Source organism: Gemmatimonadetes bacterium SCN 70-22 (assembly GCA_001724275.1).
Lineage (GTDB): Bacteria > Gemmatimonadota > Gemmatimonadetes > Gemmatimonadales > Gemmatimonadaceae > SCN-70-22.
Genome location: MEDZ01000002.1, coordinates 209,417 through 226,447, shown reverse-complemented (window position 1 = coordinate 226,447; position 17,031 = coordinate 209,417). Strand labels below are relative to the sequence as shown.

At 68.5% G+C, this 17,031-nt stretch carries 12 protein-coding genes; 7 read left to right on the top strand and 5 right to left on the bottom strand.

What is annotated here, in order from left to right; all coding sequences use genetic code 11:
* Window positions 1-231 precede the first annotated feature (231 nt).
* Entirely contained in the window at window positions 232-1,110 is an 879-nt protein-coding gene (locus tag ABS52_01025; GenBank protein ID ODT05305.1) for a hypothetical protein, read from the bottom strand.
* A 105-nt stretch (window positions 1,111-1,215) separates the two neighbouring features.
* Here ABS52_01025 and ABS52_01020 point away from each other — a divergent pair, with 105 nt between their 5' ends.
* Complete coding sequence (locus ABS52_01020) at window positions 1,216-3,267, top strand: hypothetical protein (protein ID ODT05417.1); 2,052 nt, start codon at window positions 1,216-1,218, stop codon at window positions 3,265-3,267.
* A 1,182-nt stretch (window positions 3,268-4,449) separates the two neighbouring features.
* On the opposite strand, the gene ABS52_01015 is transcribed toward ABS52_01020, so the two are convergent.
* A complete protein-coding gene (locus ABS52_01015) occupies window positions 4,450-4,824 on the bottom strand; it encodes a hypothetical protein (protein ID ODT05304.1) in 375 nt (124 codons plus the stop codon).
* 620 nt (window positions 4,825-5,444) lie between these two features.
* Here ABS52_01015 and ABS52_01010 point away from each other — a divergent pair.
* Entirely contained in the window at window positions 5,445-6,071 is a 627-nt protein-coding gene (locus tag ABS52_01010) for a hypothetical protein (GenBank protein ID ODT05303.1), read from the top strand.
* 491 nt (window positions 6,072-6,562) lie between these two features.
* The gene (locus tag ABS52_01005; protein ODT05302.1) at window positions 6,563-7,180 is read left to right on the top strand and encodes a hypothetical protein; all 618 of its coding nucleotides are present in this window, start codon (window positions 6,563-6,565) and stop codon (window positions 7,178-7,180) included.
* 240 nt (window positions 7,181-7,420) lie between these two features.
* Here ABS52_01005 and ABS52_01000 read toward each other — a convergent pair whose 3' ends face one another.
* Together ABS52_01000 and ABS52_00995 are read right to left on the bottom strand one after the other, a co-directional pair.
* Window positions 7,421-8,026 (bottom strand): hypothetical protein, encoded by a 606-nt coding sequence (locus ABS52_01000; GenBank protein ODT05301.1) that lies wholly within the window; start codon window positions 8,024-8,026, stop codon window positions 7,421-7,423.
* On the bottom strand, window positions 8,027-10,645 hold the full coding sequence (locus ABS52_00995) for a hypothetical protein (GenBank protein ID ODT05300.1): 2,619 nt from the start codon (window positions 10,643-10,645) through the stop codon (window positions 8,027-8,029).
* A gap of 135 nt (window positions 10,646-10,780) precedes the next feature.
* Between ABS52_00995 and ABS52_00990 the strand changes: the two genes are divergently transcribed.
* From ABS52_00990 to ABS52_00975, 4 genes are all read left to right on the top strand, one after another.
* The gene (locus ABS52_00990) at window positions 10,781-11,227 is read left to right on the top strand and encodes a hypothetical protein (GenBank protein ODT05299.1); all 447 of its coding nucleotides are present in this window, start codon (window positions 10,781-10,783) and stop codon (window positions 11,225-11,227) included.
* 167 nt (window positions 11,228-11,394) lie between these two features.
* A complete protein-coding gene (locus ABS52_00985; protein ID ODT05298.1) occupies window positions 11,395-11,718 on the top strand; it encodes a PadR family transcriptional regulator in 324 nt (107 codons plus the stop codon).
* A gap of 13 nt (window positions 11,719-11,731) precedes the next feature.
* Entirely contained in the window at window positions 11,732-14,416 is a 2,685-nt protein-coding gene (locus ABS52_00980; GenBank protein ODT05297.1) for a hypothetical protein, read from the top strand.
* 203 nt (window positions 14,417-14,619) lie between these two features.
* Entirely contained in the window at window positions 14,620-16,140 is a 1,521-nt protein-coding gene (locus ABS52_00975) for a hypothetical protein (protein ID ODT05296.1), read from the top strand.
* Here the strand turns inward: ABS52_00975 and ABS52_00970 are convergent.
* A complete protein-coding gene (locus ABS52_00970) occupies window positions 16,137-16,868 on the bottom strand; it encodes a monofunctional biosynthetic peptidoglycan transglycosylase (GenBank protein ID ODT05295.1) in 732 nt (243 codons plus the stop codon). The two genes, ABS52_00975 and ABS52_00970, sit on opposite strands and share 4 nt — an antisense overlap.
* Between the last annotated feature and the right edge of the window lie 163 nt (window positions 16,869-17,031).

The following is a 17,031-nucleotide window of genomic DNA, read 5'->3' as shown; positions in this document are numbered from 1 at the left end:
CAACGGCGGTCGAGATACTGGCCGATGACAGAGGGGCCGAGGGCCGTGCGATAGCGCGCGACCTGTACAGAACGAAGGCGGTAAAGAACGACCTGGCTAGGCGCATGCTTGAAGCACGAGGCTCTGAGCGCGGATGGTGAGGCGTAGATGGCGCCTTACTGCAGTCGAACACGCGCACGGCAATTGAGGCGCGTCGCACTGCCTCCGGTGCCGTGCATTGCAGTCGGTATTTCATCGGAACTGCTGGTTTCGCCGAGACGCCCGACTGGCCAGCGGCGCTGAGGACTCGATTCGTTCGTGCACGTCACGCCCATCGATCAACGCGAAGAACAACTGTTCGACGTGACTCCTACCGCGCGCCGCAACCGCGCGCGGCGCAGCACCCAGCAAGCGCCGCGTAAACGCCCGCAACCCCGTCGCTGACTCGAATCCCGCCCGAAGCGCCGCCTGCTCTATCGACATGCGCGACGACTCCATCAGTCCCGTCACTGCAATCAACCGCGACCAAGACAAGATGGCATGTGCAGGCGGCAGTCCGGCCCGCCTGAGTCGCGACGCGATGGTGGACCTGTCGATGCCGAGATGTTGAGCCAGCGATCCCACGCTTCGTCGCCGGAGCGAACTCGTGAAGCAGAACTCGAAGATGTCGTGACACTCTGCGGGGACGGCGGGCGCGATGCGATGCCAGACGGACCCCTCCCGGCGTCTCGCGCAAGCCCGCTCCACGACCGCTGCCAGTTCGGCGGGCGATGCCGTCGAGATCAGCATCACCTCGTCGGCACCGGCACGCGCCAGGTGCAACAGCTGCTGCACAGCGGTCGAGGTCGTGTCACAGACGACGACAATCCCGACGCTCGGATGATCTCGCTGCAACCGTCCCACCAAGGGGGCGTTGGTGCCGCCCCGAGGACCCAGAACGCCGATCGCCACCGCATCTGGCGCATCTCGCCTGACGGACTGTAGGAAATCGACGACGTCGTTGAGAACCATACCGCCCTCCAGCTGCGCGAGCGCACGGATGACGGTCGATCGTTGGACGTCAGTGTCGAGCAGCCCTACGACGTGTAGCGTTGTCCTTCCGCCCATCCCCTCCTCCCGAAGCTCCCGCATCCCATGAAGCGCGTCACGTCCGCGCGCGAACTCACGCTCGCGGCACCGATTGCAGGCGACTTCGAGACTGCATGTCGGAACGGATGCACGCAAGAGGTCACATACATGCCGCACCGAGCTCTTGCGCGGTCACGACGGATGCGCCTGCTGTCACTCATTCTCACGTGGACTGTTCTCGTGCGCTGCAACGCCGACCGGACGCCACCATCGGCGTTACCCGACCTCGAGTGGGATACGCCGGCTGGCTCGATCACAGGCACGCGATTCTCCGGCGCGCGCACCATCTCGCGACGTAACGTGCATCGACTTCGCCAAGCGTGGGTCCAACGCACCGGTGACTGGCCTCGCGATGCGGGCCATGAGCCTTCGCTGGCACGCGACCCCTCACAGGCGGCATCGCGGGCCGCGTCACCCTATCGCTTCGAGACTACGGCGGTGATGCGACGCCGCACGCTCTACGTGTCGACGCCGTTCGGCCGCGTGCTCGCGCTGGATCCCACCGATGGCGCGATCCGCTGGACCTTCGATCCGGGCATCTCCCGCACCGCGAGCAATCCCGAAGGGTTCGTGTCTCGGGGCATCGCCGTTTGGGTGGATACACTCGCCCAGAAGTCATCGGCGTGTGCGACACGCGTGTTCGTGGCGACGCTGGATGCTCGGCTCATCGCGCTCGACGGCGTGAATGGACAACGCTGCGCAGGCTTCGGGCGCGACGGTGAGGTCGATCTCACGCGAGGCGCTGGCCTTGCCGGTTCGGACGCCGCCACGTCGAACCTCGCCGTCACGTCCCCTCCCGCCATTCTGCACGATCTCGTCATCGTCGGCTCTGCCATACGCGAGACCGTCGGTGCCGGTACGGCCTCCGGCGTTGTGCGCGCGTTTGATGCTCGTTCGGGCGTGATTCGATGGGCATTTGACCCCATTCCACGCGAGCCTTCCGATGCTGCATGGCGTCACTGGCGCGCAATGGAGGCGAGGACCACCACCGGCGGTAACGCGTGGTCCCTGATCACTGTCGACCCGGTGCGGGATCTCGTCTTTGTTCCCACGGCGAGCGCCGCGCCCGATTTCTTCGGTGGGAATCGCGCGGGCCGCAATGACTACGCAAACTCGGTGGTCGCGCTTCAAGCCCGCACGGGACGGGTGGCGTGGAGCTTTCAAGTGGTGCATCACGACCTGTGGGACTACGATGTCGCCGCGCACCCCATCCTCGCTGAACTCGTGCGGAGTGCCGGACGGATACCCGTCGTGATCGTCGGCACCAAGAGCGGCATGATCTTCGTGCTGCATCGCGAGACTGGTGAGCCCGTGATCCCGGTCGAGGAGCGAACGGTACCTTCCAGCGACGTAGAGGAGGAGACCGCTTGGCCAACGCAGCCGTTCTCCACGAGCCCTCCGCCGCTCCTCGGGACTGGCCTCTCGCCCGACTCGATGTTCGGCGTCACGAATGAGGAACGCGCATTCTGCAGGGCGGCGGCCGAGTCGCTGCGCAACGACGGGATCTTCACGCCGCCGTCGTTGAAGGGCACGCTACAGTGGCCTGGCTTCTGGGGCGGCATCAACTGGGACGGCATGGCGTGGGATCCCGTGCGCCAACGCCTCATCACCACGCTGAAGCGAGTGGCCATGGTGGTGCGACTGCATCCGCGGGATGCGATCACGGAGCGCCTTGCGCTACACGGCAGTGGAGAGGTGATGCTGCAGCCTGGTACGCCGTACGTTGCCACTCGCGCCCCGTTGATTGCCCCATCGGGAACACCCTGCTCTCCGCCGCCGTGGGGTGCCCTCGTGGCAGTCGACCTCGGCTCGACGGACGCACGGATCGCGTGGCAACGCCCGATTGGCACGGTGCCGTGGCTCAGAGATCACCGGCAACATCGCGCGTGGGGTTCGCTCACCTTCGGCGGACCGCTCGTGACCGCAGGCGGCGTAGTCTTCGTTGCGGCCTCACAGGACGGGAAGCTACGCGCCTTCGACGTGGACGATGGTGCGCAGTTGTGGGAGCAGCAGTTGCCTGCCGGAGGACAAGCGTCACCGATGACGTATGTGCTCGACGGGCGGCAGTACGTCGTCATCGCCGCAGGAGGCAGGAGCGGGATCGGTGCGCCTGGCGACTGGATCGTCGCTTTCGCGCTGCCTCCCGGAGTTCGTCGCTGAGCGAGCACGTTCAGATGTTCCTGTGCAGCCGGCCCGTGGCCGGCACATCTCGCCCTGAGCGCTCCCCATCGCTTCTCCAGTCGCATACGGGCAGTCGGCGCCTGGCGTGAAGGGAAGAGGGTACGCGCGGACTCGCTGGGGCTGACACGGACACAGGCTCAATGGGGAGGGTCGTCGCTATACGCGCTCCGCCGGAGCACGCACGGGTCCTTGGCTCGACTCGGCCGATACCGCGCCACCCGGGAGAAGCCGACCGGGCGACAGGCGCGCGCCCGCGAGACATCGAACGCTTCGAGCACCCAGCGTGCGCGTCCTCCTCGTGTTGGCGCAGGCGTCGGGGCTCGCGCACGCTGAGGTGGGCATGGCACTGCTTCCAGACGTAGAATGCCCCCGCGCTGACCTCGATCTGCCAGCGGACAGCGCACACCGGGTTCCCGCGCTCCGCCCGCCTCGGGGCGTAGGCGATCTGCTCCTCCGAGAACGTCGACCGCTTCAAGGTCGTGCCTCTTGGGGTTCGTGGAGGTCCTCGGACGCGGAGCCACTCTCTGTTCCATCTGCCGTCGATTCCCGGGAGGACGTCACTGCTGACGTCAGTCGCACCCACTGCATGCATGCGCCACCTCCTAGACATCATGAGCGCGCTGGCGAGGACAAGGCAGCCTTTGCAGCAACCAGTCGACGCGCTTGCCCGCCTGCAACCACCACAGGTGCTCACAGCATCAAGCCTCCGGAAGGCCTTGTGCGGTTCAGCTCGCGCAATCTCTCAGATGGCCGCGAGGAAGGGCGCGGGGCATCTGCACAGTGATAGCAGTCGCGGCCGTGAGGCCTGCCCGCAATACGCTCTGACTGCTTCGCCATGCAATCTGTCTGCAAGCTGCTGAAGAAGGACTCCGCCACGGCATTGTCCCAGCAGTTGCCTTTCCGGCTCATGCTCGGTTCATGCTGATGGGAGCGGCAGAAGCGCCGCCAGGCATAGCTGCCGAATTGCACACCTTGGTCGGAGTGAATGCTGGTGCCGCGCGGCCGCCGCTGCTTTACAGCCGATGCTAGCGCGTCCAAGACCAGCTCGCCGTGGATCGTCGAGCCCGCGGCCCACCCGACGACCTTGCGGGAGAACAGATCGATGACGACCGCGAGATAGAGCCACCCCTGCCATGTCCGGATGTACGTGATGTCCGTCGACTAGGCCGCGTTGGGTTTCGTCGGCGAGAACTGGCGCGGGAGAACGTGCGGCGTCAGCACCGCCGGCTTGCCGACCTCCCAGCGGCGCGTGCGATAGCCATGCAGCGCACGGAGCCCGTTCTCCCGCATCAAGCGGGCGACACGATGCTTGCTGCACGTCTCGCCTGCCTCCCGCAGATCGAGGAACACCCGAGGCGCCCCGTACACGCCCTGGCTTGCCGTGAACGACGCGCGGATCAATCGCAACAATCGCGCGTCTTCCACCGCCCGCGCTGACAGCGGGCACTTCACCCACTGGTAGTACCCACTGGGCGCGACCCCCAGCTCCCGGCACATGACTTCGGTCGGAAACTGCTTTCGATGCGCCGTGATCAACTCGTACTTTCGTCGAACGCGATCTCCCTTGGGCTTCGCTGGCACGGGCGCTTCCTCTCGTTGACGCGCTCGACTCTAGCACCCTCCACGAAAGTCTGGTAACTCCAGTCCTGCTCGCATCAGTCGTTCAACCCTCACAGCTGCCGGCGATTCGCCGATCGGTGCGTGCTTCCAGGACTGCTCTGTTGCTCGAGCGCATAACATCTGACCCAAGAAGAAGCGCATGGGAGATATGGCAGCGGTGGCGACGTACTGGGGCGTTTGAGCTCGCGCCTGGGATTCTGCTACAGGACGCCACCGACTCGACCATCTGGGCTACCACGCGAAAGGGGCCAGATGAGATTGACATTCTCGTATACTCCATTCGGAGACGATGAGAAGACCCATCGAAGCCGGCGCGTTTACTGGAGGAAGCTGGCTACATTCGCAGTAGGATAGCACAAGCTCCAGCCTGAATGCCACACATGCCGAGCGATGTGTTCATGACCACGCTTCTCACTCGAGCGATGATAGGAGCAGCGCTGCTTCTCCTCGTCGGTAGCGTGCCCGGCTGCGCGCAGTCCGGACGTATCAGTGGTCGAGTCCATGTTGCAGGTGACACGACACGTCCGGTCGTAGACGTGGAGCTTGCCCTGCTTCCGGGCCTTCGCACGACACGCAGCGACTCGTCGGGGGCGTTCTCGTTCGTGAGCGTCTCTCCCGGTGACTATACACTCCGTGCCCGACGCGTCGGGTTCGAGGTCACCACGCAGGAGGTCTCCGTCGACGGAGCTACTGGCTCTCGCGTGGAGATGCTCATGGCCATGCGCACCGGCGCACAGCTGCTCGCCGAGGTAACGATTTCAGGTCAACGCGTCATGTTTCCCGCGCGTCTCAGTGAGCCCTACTCCCGAGTGGCACGTGGACGGGGTTCGTTCTTCACGCGCGAACTGATCGACAGCCTTCAGCCATGGGACATCAAATCGTTGCTGCAGCGCGTCCCGGGGGTGCACATCAATGATCGCTCGGTAAGGTTTGCGCGCTGCGACAGCCATGCGGTGCTTGGGTCCGACGCACGTATTCAGATCTATCTGGACGGTGTACGGCTGACCCGCTATGGCAGCTCTCTGTCGCTAGACGCAAACGCAGTCCTCCGCGACGTCGTCATTAGCGCAGTCCAACTAGTTGAAGTGTATCCATCGATAAGCAGCGTGCCTCCCGAGTACGGAGACGACGCGTGTGCGGTCATTCTCATCTGGAGCAGGTGAAGCGCACTCGTCGTTGAGATTCCCCCCGTCATCCTCCCGCTGCTAGGCAGACCGTCGAGGCGCAGGGTGAAGGGAGGCAGGTACGAGAGAACTCGCTTGGGGTTAGAGAGGCACAGGCTACACGGGGACGGTCGTCGGCGCACGCGCGCCGCCAGCGTTCGATGTAGAAGCGGGCGTCGCGGAGCGACAGGAGATAGTGCTGGTTGAGCGGGTCTGTCACGCAGAAACCGAGCGGCACCTTCACGCGTGCACGCGCCACCCCTCAATCATCATGAGCACGCTGCCCACGACAAAGCGGCCTTGGCAGCACGGTGATGCGCAGCTCAGTCTGTCCCGGCATGACGAGAACGCACTGCTACGCTGACCTTCTTCGATCGGCTAGGGGGCGTTCTCACCCATCGCGACGCCGAACGTGGTTCGCTTCCGTTGGCCTTGTGTCGTCGGTATGCAGCGCTTCACTCGTCGTCCCCACCGTAGCCTCATCGCAGGAAGTGCGAAGGCAGGTTCTCGAGCCAGACGCGACGACACCGGCCGCCTTCGTCTCGCTCGTCGTGCGCGATTCCGCCGGTGTCGTGATCGCGCGTTCGCAGACGACCAGCTCAGGTCGTTTCTCAGTGCAGCTCGGCGGCGGCGGCACGTTTCGACTGCGTGCGCTTCGTATTGGCTACCTCCCGACCGACACCTCGTTCTCAACGGCCCGCGCTGACGACGTCGTCACGTTGCGGCTCATCCTGAGCATGCGCCGAGTGGTGCTCGCTCCCGTGACAGTCGCCGAGCGGAATCGCTGCGCCGACGCGTCGGCAGGCAATGGCGCGCTCGTCGGGATCTGGGAGCAAGTGAGTGCGACGCTCGACGCGACGTCGCGTAGCGACGCAGACGAAGCGCTCGCCGTGGAAACGATCTCGTACACGGCTTCGCAGCGGAGTCGTGATCGCGCGCCGTCAGCGTTAGCGGTAGAATCACCCACCTGGCGACGCGGCGGATCATTCCAGAGTGCGGAGGCACGCGACCTCGTCGAACACGGCTTTCTTCGCATTCGTGAAGGCGAGCTTGAGTTCCTGGCCCCGGATGCCCGCGTCCTCATCGACTCCGCGTTCATAAGAGGGTAAGCTCCCCTATCGGGTAGACAACATGGAGTAGACTTTCCGGGATCCCTTTCGGAAGGCATCACCGAGGAAGAAGTCCCGCGTTACAGAGTCGCAGATCGTCGTGGTGTTGAAGGAGGAGGAGGCTCGGATGCCGGGAACTCCGACCGCTTCATCGTCGTGCCATCCGAGATGGTGGGAGGGCCGGCGACGCGAAGCCACCATCCACTTACGTCCCTCCCGACCGTCGCAGGGAAACGTCACCTATCCCCTTCCCAACCTGGCCCGCACGTCCTTCAGTATCCGCTCCTCCAGCAACCCCGTCGACCCGCACATCGCCGGCTCGACCGACGTCCCGCTCATGTCCTGCGCCTCGGCCACGAGCCCCGTCCCGACGCGCGTCCGTCCGTCGCTCGCCGGCTGCAAGAAGGTGACCATGGCGATGGTGAGGCGCCAGGTGTCGGCGTTCGCGCCGGTGAGCCCCTGGCCGCAGTTGAAATACACGGAGAGCCGCTCGCCGCCCAGCCGGTAGGGCATGCGCGCGCGCAGCGTCCCCAGCTGACCGTTGGCCGAGTCGGCCCACTCGCGCGGGAGCTTGAGGGCGGCGTACGTCGCGCGCACCGCCGCGAAGGTCTCTCCCATGGGCGCGGCCACCGTGTCACGGGCGAAGACGAGCGTGTCGAGCGCCACCTCGACCGGATACGCCCGGAACTTCACGCGAGGGCGGAGCGCCTGCGCGGCGACCGCGGTCGCCAATGCCATCCCGAGCCCGACCGCGCCGGCAACCGCGACGTGCAGCGAGCGGCGTCCCGCACCAGCGGTACCAAGCGTACGGAGCACGCTCCCCGGTAGCGAGTGATACGTCTTCATCTAGAAGCTCCCTCCCAGCAGGACGGCGTTGGCAAAGATCGGCAGCATGCCGCGGTACAGGTCGCGATACACTGGATCGTGCGCGAAGGCGATCACCCGCCCGCGCCCCGCCCGCTCGGTCCACACATACGGCGACAGCGCCACCTTGGCGGGCATCTCAGGCCAGAAGTACCCCGAGAGCCGCACCCGGTTCTCGGCGGCGAGGCGAATCACCGCTTCGCCGGCGCGCAGGTCCTTGGGGACGGTGAGGACGCGGTCGGAATTCACGAAGACGGGGATCTCGCCCGGCGCCACCCCCGCCATGATGGGGGAGAGGGTGTCGAAGGTGGCCCGCGCCAGGACCCCCGGAAGACCGCCCGGGAGCGGAGCACCGCCAGTCGAATCGGCACGCACGGAGTCGCGCATGATGCGCGTGCGCACGAGCCCCAAGCGCTCCTGCGCCACCCACGCGGTGGCGCCGTCGAGGGTGATGAGGACCCCTCCGCCGCGGACCCAGTCGGCCAGCCGCGTCCGCCCGTTGTCGCCTAACGCGCGATCGAGCGCCGCCGCCTGCACCGACGGGATGACGAGCACCGAAAAACGCTCGAGCCCGTTCCCGGCCACGAAGCTCGCGTCGACGAGCGTGCTGGGGTAGCCGATGCGCTGGTCGAGCGCGTACCAGGCGAAGCCGAAAGCATTCCCCTGCACCGGAGCGCCGCCCAGCAATGCAACGCGCGGCGCAAGGACGGGGACGACGGAGTTGCTCCCGAGATCGGTCCCCTCGTCGACCCCCGCCGAGGCGATAGCGGCAACCTGCGCCCCCGCTTCGGCGGCGCGTGCGGCGACCACCTCGTGGATGTCGGAGCGGTTGACGGCCACGCGCACGATGAACGCGCCCTGCGCGAAACGCGCCTCGCCGCTGGTGAACGGCCGGGGGGCGTGCCAGACGCGCACCGAGTCGCGCAGCAGCGAGGCCAACAGGCGCGTGCTGGCCTCGCTCCCCGGGGCAAAGGCATATGCATAACGAGCGCGGGCCGGTGCCGCGCTCGTCGCTCGCGCGAGCTCACCCACTGGCGCCACACCGGCCGGGACACTCCGCGTCCACCACGCCTGCACCCGGTACGCCATCGGGAGCGACCAGGCGGTGATGTCGTAGAAGCGGTTGCGCTGCCCGGTACGCCTCAGCTCCAGCTCGAAGCGAATGAACGCCGAATCGAGCTCGGCGTCGGGCTCGAGGAGCGCCTTGGCCAGGTGCCCCTGCGGCTGTGCGAAGTCCACCACGTAGCTCCCGGCGCGAACGCGCGCCGGCTGCACCGCGCTGGCGCCGAACGGCGTCGCATCGGCCAGCGTCGCGTCGCTCGTCAGGCGCTGCACGTCGATCCCGTTGGCGCGAAGCTTGGCGACGAGCGAGTCGGCGCGTCCTTGCCCGTCACGCTCGAAGACGACGGCGCGCATGGGGCCGCGCGCGTGCTTGGCGATCGCCTCGGCGCGCGAGCGGGCGTAGTCGCCCACCAGTTCCGTGCGCCGGCGGGCCGCGGTACGCACCGTCGCCCACTCCGCAGTGTAGTGCTCCCACGCCGCCTGGCGCAGCGTGCGCAGCATCCCGTCGTTGCGCCTGATGGCGCCGCCCGACGACGACGCCGACTCGAAGAGCATCCCCACGCTCCCCGTCAGCATCGGCCACCCTTCGCCATAACCGGGATAGAACGAGTCGTATCCCTCGCGGCGGAAGTACGACCAGCCGTGGTTGTCGAAGGCGGCGCCGTGGGCGGCGGCGAAGATGTCGAACCACTTGGGGAGGTGCGCCGGATTGTTCTTGTTGTCCGGCTCGCGCGGCGGGGCGAAGTAGAAGGTCGCGCTCGACCCCTGCTCGTGCAGGTCCACCGCGACGTGGGGCCACCACTTCATGAAGGATTGCACCCGCCCACGCGACTCGGGGTGCGACTGGATGAACCAGTCGCGATTGAGGTCGAAGTAGTAGTGCGAGGTGCGCGGCCCCGGCCACGACCCGGCGTTGTTCATCGCCCCGGGTTCGCTGGCGACTCCCTGGAAGCTCCATGTGCGCTCGACGTCGTGCGTGTGCCGCTCGCGCCCGTCGGGGTTCTGGTTGGGGTCGATGAGGACGATGGTGCTGTCGAGCGCCAGGCGGGTCTCGGCGTCGGTTCCGGCGGCCAGCTGGTAGAGGAGCCCCAATCCGGCCTCCACCCCCGATGCCTCGCCCCCGTGCACCGAGTGCGCCAGCCAGACGATGGCCGGGAGGCGCCTAACGGCGGCGTCCACCTCGCCGGGGGCGGCGCCGCGCGGGTCGGCCACGCGCTGGGCGTCGCGCTGCAGCTCGGCGAGCCGCGCATGGTTCGCCTCGCTGGTGACGGTGAGGAGGAGCATCTCGCGCCCCTCGAACGTCCGGCCCACGGTGTCGACCTTCACCCGCCGCGAGGAGGCGGCGATGCGCTCGATGTAGCGGTTGATGAGGCGCTGGGGAGTGAAACGGTCCCCCAGCTCGTAGCCCAGGACGGCGCGCGGGGTGGGGACCTGCGGGTCGTAGCTCCCGCCGGCATCGGCAAAGGCGTGCTGCGCCCCCAGCGGGCGCAGGGCGAGGGTGGTCGCCAGGGCGAGCACGGTGAAGCGGGGCCACGACATGCGAGCGGTTCCTCCGGGTAGGGGGCGTGTGGCGGCGAATCTAGCCCGCGGCGCGCGCAGGGCGATAGGTTGCACAGTCGTCGCGCGCCGCGTTCTCCGCGCCATTCATCTCGCCCACGCCCCGACTCTTCGCCCATGGCTACGATCCTCCTTGCAACGCACAGTATCATTAGGTGGCTGGTCCTCATCGCCGGAGCCTGGGCCGTGATCCGCGCCTGGCGCGGGTGGCGCTCGCGCGCGGCGTGGGGCGCGAGCGACGCGGGGGCGGTACGCCTGTTCGTGAACGCGATGTCGCTGCAGTTCGTGGTCGGCGTCATCCTGTACGCCGTGAGTCCACTGGTGCGCACCGGGCTGGCCGACATGGGCGAGGCGATGCGCAACCCGAGCGTGCGCTACTTCGTGGTGGAGCACGTGGCGATGATGCTGGTGGCGATCGCCTTCGCCCACATCGGCGCGGCCCGCATCCGCAAGGCGACCAGCGACTCGGCGCGCTTCCAGACGGCGACCATCTGGATGGGGCTCGCGCTGGCGATCGCGGCGGGCTTCGTACCGTGGTTCAGGCCACTGTTGCCGCAGTTCTAGAAGACGAGAAGACGAGAAGACGAGAGGGCGGGGCGACGGGTGTCGTCTTGCCCTCTTTCGCATCTCCACCCTTGACCGAGCGGAGGGGAGTACGTATTCCGTGACCTGAACATTTCAGGGTACGCGCCGGTTTCAGCCGCGCGGGACCGCCCTCACGCCTCGCGACCATGGCGCTCGAACTCCTGCAAGGCACGCTCGACGTCCTCATCCTCAAGGCGCTCACCTGGGGACCGCGCCACGGCTACGCCATTGCCCAGTGGCTGCGACAGACGACCAGCGACGAGTTCCAGGTCGAGGACGGGGCGCTCTACACCGCCCTCCACCGCATGCAGCAGCGCGGGCTCCTCGCCGGCGAGTGGGGGGTGAACGAGGACAACCGGCGGGTGAAGCTGTACTCCCTCACCACCGCCGGTCGCGCCGAGTTGCGCGCGCGCACCACGCTCTGGACACGATACGCCGCCGCGGTGCATCGCGTCCTCAGCGCCACCTGAGCCAGCCGCACCCATGTCGTCACCCGACCGACTGCGCCGGCTCATCCGCCTCCCAGCGCGCGACCGCACGATCGCCGCCGACGTCGACGCCGAGCTCGCCTTCCATCTCGAGTGCGCCGAGCAGGAGCTGATGGCGCAGGGGATGTCGGCGGAAGGCGCGCGCCGCGAGGCGCGGCGACGCTTCGGAAACGTCGAGGCAGTCCGGGGAACGCTGCGATCGATGGGGAAGGAGGGCACCCGGCGGGAACGACGAAGCGTCTTCTGGCGCGGGTGGTGGGAGGATCTCGCCCGGGGCGCGCGGACCCTCCTGCGCGAGCCATCGTACGTCGCGGTCGTCGCCCTGACGCTGGCCCTGGGAATGGGGGCCAATGCGATGATGTTCCGCGTCATCGACCGCATCCTCCTGCGGCCGGCACCGCACGTGCGCGACGACGGTTCGCTCTCGCTCCTCTACTTCCAGCGCGAGACCCCCGAGTTCGGGCGCGTGACGTTTTCCAGCCAGAGCTACCCGGCGTTCGAGCAGATGCGCGCCGCCTTCACTCCCATGGGCGACCTCGCCGCCTGGTGGACGAGGTCCGCCTCGTCGGGACGTGGAGCGCAGGCGCGCAAGCTCGACGTGGGATACGTGACGCCGAACCTGTTCAACCTGCTGGGCGTGCGCGCCTGGTCGGGGCGAGCCTTCGACGCCGCCGACTGGATGGAGGGTGGTGAACCGTCGGTCGTCCTGACCCATGGCTTCGCCACCCGGGAGTTCGGCGTGGCCGCGGCGGCGGTGGGCAAGACGCTGCCGATCGGTGACACCACGTACACCGTCATCGGCGTCACTCCACCGGGCTTCACCGGCGCCACGCTACGCCATGTCGATGCCTTCGTCACGATGCAGTCGGACGTGGGTGCGGCGATGGGGGAGAACTGGCGCACCAACACGAACATGCGCTGGCTGCAGGTGGTCGCGCGCCGTGCCCCCGGCATCAGTGCGGAGCAGGCCGGTGCCGCCATGACGGCCGCGCTGCACCAGTTCGGACGGGCGTCCGCCAAGGACGACACCCTCACGACGGTGATCGCCGGCTCCATCATCCCGGCGCGACGCCCCGACGGGAGCACGACGGCGCGGATCACGCTCTGGTTAGGCGGCGTCGCGCTGCTCGTCCTCCTCGTCGCCTGCGCCAACGTCGCGAACCTCATGCTCGCGCGGACGCTGCGCCGGCGCCGAGAGCTGGCGGTGCACCTCGCCCTCGGGATCTCGCGTGCGCGCATCACGCGCGTCCTCCTCTCGGAGGCGCTGATCGTGGGGGCGCTGGCGGGCGCGGTGGCCCTCGCGCTGGCGTCGTGGGGCGAGCGGCTGCTGCGCGCGACGCTGCTCGATGGGATGGCGTGGGAGGGGGCCGCGATCGATGGGCGATCGGCGGCCTTCGTCGCCCTCCTCGTGGTCGCGGTCGCCGTGCTCGCCGGCGCGGCCCCCGCCGCGCTCGCGGCCCGCACGCCGCTGATGGACACGCTCAAGTCGGGCATTCGCGAGGGCGGGGGGCGCCGTCGCCGGCTGCGGAGCGCGCTCGTCGTGGTCCAGGGGACGCTGTCCGTCATCCTGCTGGTCGGGGGCGGGCTCTTCGTCCGCTCCTTCACGCGGGCGTCGTCGCTCGAACTCGGCTTTGCGCCTGACGGCCTCCTGGTCGTCAACCTCGACGTGTCGCTGCTCACCACCACCGCCGACGGGCACGAGGCGCGCTGGCGGGAGATCGAGCAGTCGGTGCGGGGGGTGCCGGGGGTGACCGCGGTCGCCCAGAGCGTCACCGTCCCCTTCGAGTCGCAGTGGTCCCGGGAGCTCCTCGTCGGTGGCGATACCCTGCCACCGGTCAAGGGAGGGGGGCCGTACGTCAACGCCGTCTCGGCGGGTTACTTCCGGACGATGGGGACCCCGATCCGGCGCGGGCGCGACTTCACCGCGGCCGATCGCGCCGGATCCGCCCCGGTCACGATCGTCTCCGAGCGCATGGCGGCGCTCCTCTGGCCGGGAAAGGAGGTAGTGGGGGCGTGCTTGCACCTGGCGGAGTCACCGGGGTGCGTGACGGTGATCGGTGTCGTCCCCGACGGGCGCATGACGGCGCTGGCCGACGAGCCGCCGCCGCAGTTCTTCCAGCCCCTGGGGCAATGGTCCCCGCGGATGCGCAGCCTCATGGTGCGCACGTCGTCCGGCGGCGCCGGCGCCATCGAGGCGGTGCGCCGCGCCATCGTGCAGGCGGAGCCGTCGCTTCCGTACGTGTCGATCCGCCCGATGTCGGCGATCGTGGACGAGCAGCTGCAGCCCTGGCGACTCGGCGCCACGCTGTTCGCCATCTTCGGACTCCTGGGCCTCGGGGTCGCCGCCCTCGGTCTCTACAGCGTCGTGGCGCACGACGTGGCGCAGCGGACGCGCGAGATCGGGGTCCGCCTGGCGCTCGGCGCGCGGCGCGCCGACGTGGCCCGGCTCGTGCTCGCCGATGGCGTGCGGCAGGCGCTCGCCGGCGTCGCGCTCGGGGTCGCCATCGCATGGCTCGCGAGCCGGCGCATCGCCGACCTCCTCTTCGACACCTCGCCGCGCGACCCGGCGATCTACCTCGCCGTGATCGCCGTGCTGTTGCTCGTGGCCGTCGTGGCCTCGCTGGTCCCCGCCCGCCGGGCCACACGGGTGGATCCCGCCGAGGTGCTCCGAGCCGACTAGAGGTCGCGCATGCATTCTCGCGGCGCGCCGGCGCCCTGCGCGCACCCGGAGCCGTCGGTCGTTCATGAGACGGCCTGTAAAGGCACGCGTCGACCGGTCGAGTCGTCAAAGATGCGTCCCTCGCCCACCATTCCCCGCGCGAACGCATCGTCTCGCCCTCAAACGGCGGAACTTCCCTGACCGGGCGCCGTTAGTTTCACGGTATGCGCGCCCTCGTCATCGTCGGCCGGCTCCTTCCGATCTTCATCTCCATCGTTCGCGATCATCGACGGTGGATCTGGTGGGGGGGAGCCACGCCGCGCACGCCGGAGTTCCACGAGCGCCGGGCCGCCCACTTCGTCGACACGGTCACGGCGCTCGGCCCCTCCTTCGTGAAGCTGGCGCAGGTCTTCGCGGCGCGCGCCGACCTCATTCCCGAGCCGTACATCTCGCGCCTCTCGGCGCTGCAGGACCGGGTGAAGTCCGTTCCCACCCCGGCCATCCGCCACGAGATCGAGCGCGCCTTCGGGGCGCCGGTCGCCGAGCTGTTCGAGCACTTCGACGACCAGCCGCTGGCGGCTGCCTCGTTAGGGCAGGTGCACCGCGCGCGCTACCGGGGCGAGGAGATCGCGGTGAAGGTCCTGCGCCCCGGCGTCGAGGCGCTGGTCGCCAGGGACATGGCGGTCGCCGTCCCCCTGGCGCGCTGGCTGGCGCGGCGCTTCCCCAACCCGCACGTGCGCAACGCGCGCACCGTCATCGAGGAATACGCCTCGAAGATCGGCGAGGAGATGGATTTCGTCCTCGAGGCGTCGTATGCGCGGCGCATCCGCGAGAACTTCGCCGGGCACCGGAAGATCGCGGTTCCGCGTGTCATCGATGCGCTCGTCTCGCGTCGGGTGCTGGGGCTCGAGTACATGGAGGGCGTCCGCATCGACCGCGTGGAGGCACGCCCCGGCGACGCGCCGCACGACCCGCGCGGCGTGGTGAGCACCGTGATGGAGCTCTACCTGCAGATGATGCTCATCGACGGGCTCTTCCATGCCGATCCGCACCCCGGCAACCTCCTCTTTGCGCCTGACGGAAAGGTGGTGCTGCTCGACTTCGGGATGGTGGTCGACGTCCCGCGCGAGATGCGCTGGCACCTGGTCACCACCGTCTTCGCCGCCATCCGGAGAGACACGGACGGGGTCATCGCCGGCTTCCAGTCGCTGGGGTTCGTGGAGCCCGGGGCCGACATGACGCTGGTGCGCGAGCTGGCCGACACGCTGATGGCGCTGGCGTACGAGAGGACGACGACGCAGGAGCGCATCGCGCTTCTCGCCGACCAGGTGATGGCGACCATCTACGACTTCCCGATCCGCCTGCCGAGCGAGATGGTGTACTTCGCGCGCACCGCGTCGCTGATCGAGGGGCTGGGGACGCGCTACGACCCGCGCTTCAACGCCATCAGCTTCGCGTCCCCCATCGCCGTCCGCATGCGCACGCGGATCATGGCGTCGATCTCCGACCAGGCGGGGAAGAGCCCGGTGGACATGGCGACCGTGGTGGGGGCCGCGTTAGGGCACGTGGCGGGGCTGGCGGTGAAGGCGGGGCGGGAGTTCCTGGGGCGGTTGTTGGCGGCGCCGCGCGCCATGGACGTCATCCCGATCGAGAGCAAGCGGCTCGCGGCGCCGTCGCCCGGGGAGTCGACGGCCTCCCCGCTCACGACGTCGCCCCCGGTTCCGACGCTCGCCGCCGGGGACTAACGCCGCCTCCGCGGCACCGGCTCCGGCGCTTCCTCCCTCGGCGCCGCATACTGCATGCGCGCCAGGATCCCCGCCGCCCGCCGCATGGCGATGGCCCCGTTAGGCGACCAGCGCCGCGGCGCCGGAAGGATCGCCGCCAGGCGTGCGGCCTCGCCACGCGTCAGGTTCTTCGCCGACTTCCTGAAGTGCGTGCGCGCCGCCATCTCGGCGCCGAACACCCCGTCGCCCCACTCGGCCAGGTTCAGGTAGAGGTCGAGGATGCGCTCCTTGGGGAGGCAGAGCTCGAGGACGACCGTGAACCAGGCCTCCAGCCCCTTCCGCACGTAGCTCCGCCCCTCCCACAGGAAGACGTTCTTCGCCACCTGCTGGGTGATGGTCGACGCCCCGCGCAGGCGGCGCCCGCGACGGGCGCGCTCCAGGGCGTTGCCGATCTCCTCGAAGTCGAAGCCGGAGTGCAGGTAGAAGCGGTCGTCCTCCGAGGCCAGCACCGCCCGCCGCAGGTACGGGGAGATCTCGCCACGCGACACCACGTCGCGGCGCGGATACCAGGGCTTCTTCCCCTCGCCGATGCGCTGCACCGTGCGGCGCAGCATCACCATGGTGGTGAGCGGCTGCACGACGTTGAGCGGAAGGACCAGGACGAACGGCCCCACGATCACCGCGAGGGCGGCGATCGCCAGGAGCCGGCGGATGCGCTGCCAGCGATTACGCGTGGATCCGGTTGCCATGGGCGGGAAATGTCGGGCCCGCATGAGCGACAGCAAGTGGCGGCCAATGCTGTAGCGCCGGTCGTCCATTGCGTCGGGCCCTCGGGCCATCACGCGGAGCAGCGCCGGACCCGCCGAAGGCGTATCCTTCCGGCGTGACACCCTGCACGCAGCGGGGTATCAT

What these genes read in the sequence shown, in the direction of transcription:
- ABS52_01000 (ODT05301.1), bottom strand. Translation starts at nt 8,026, where the DNA reads ATGAAGACGTATCACTCGCTACCGGGGAGCGTGCTCCGTACGCTTGGT.
- ABS52_01020 (ODT05417.1), top strand. Translation starts at nt 1,216, where the DNA reads ATGCCGCACCGAGCTCTTGCGCGGTCACGACGGATGCGCCTGCTGTCA.
- ABS52_00990 (ODT05299.1), top strand. Translation starts at nt 10,781, where the DNA reads ATGGCTACGATCCTCCTTGCAACGCACAGTATCATTAGGTGGCTGGTC.
- ABS52_00980 (ODT05297.1), top strand. Translation starts at nt 11,732, where the DNA reads ATGTCGTCACCCGACCGACTGCGCCGGCTCATCCGCCTCCCAGCGCGC.
- ABS52_00975 (ODT05296.1), top strand. Translation starts at nt 14,620, where the DNA reads ATGCGCGCCCTCGTCATCGTCGGCCGGCTCCTTCCGATCTTCATCTCC.
- ABS52_00970 (ODT05295.1), bottom strand. Translation starts at nt 16,868, where the DNA reads ATGGCAACCGGATCCACGCGTAATCGCTGGCAGCGCATCCGCCGGCTC.
- ABS52_00995 (ODT05300.1), bottom strand. Translation starts at nt 10,645, where the DNA reads ATGTCGTGGCCCCGCTTCACCGTGCTCGCCCTGGCGACCACCCTCGCC.
- ABS52_00985 (ODT05298.1), top strand. Translation starts at nt 11,395, where the DNA reads ATGGCGCTCGAACTCCTGCAAGGCACGCTCGACGTCCTCATCCTCAAG.
- ABS52_01025 (ODT05305.1), bottom strand. Translation starts at nt 1,110, where the DNA reads ATGCGGGAGCTTCGGGAGGAGGGGATGGGCGGAAGGACAACGCTACAC.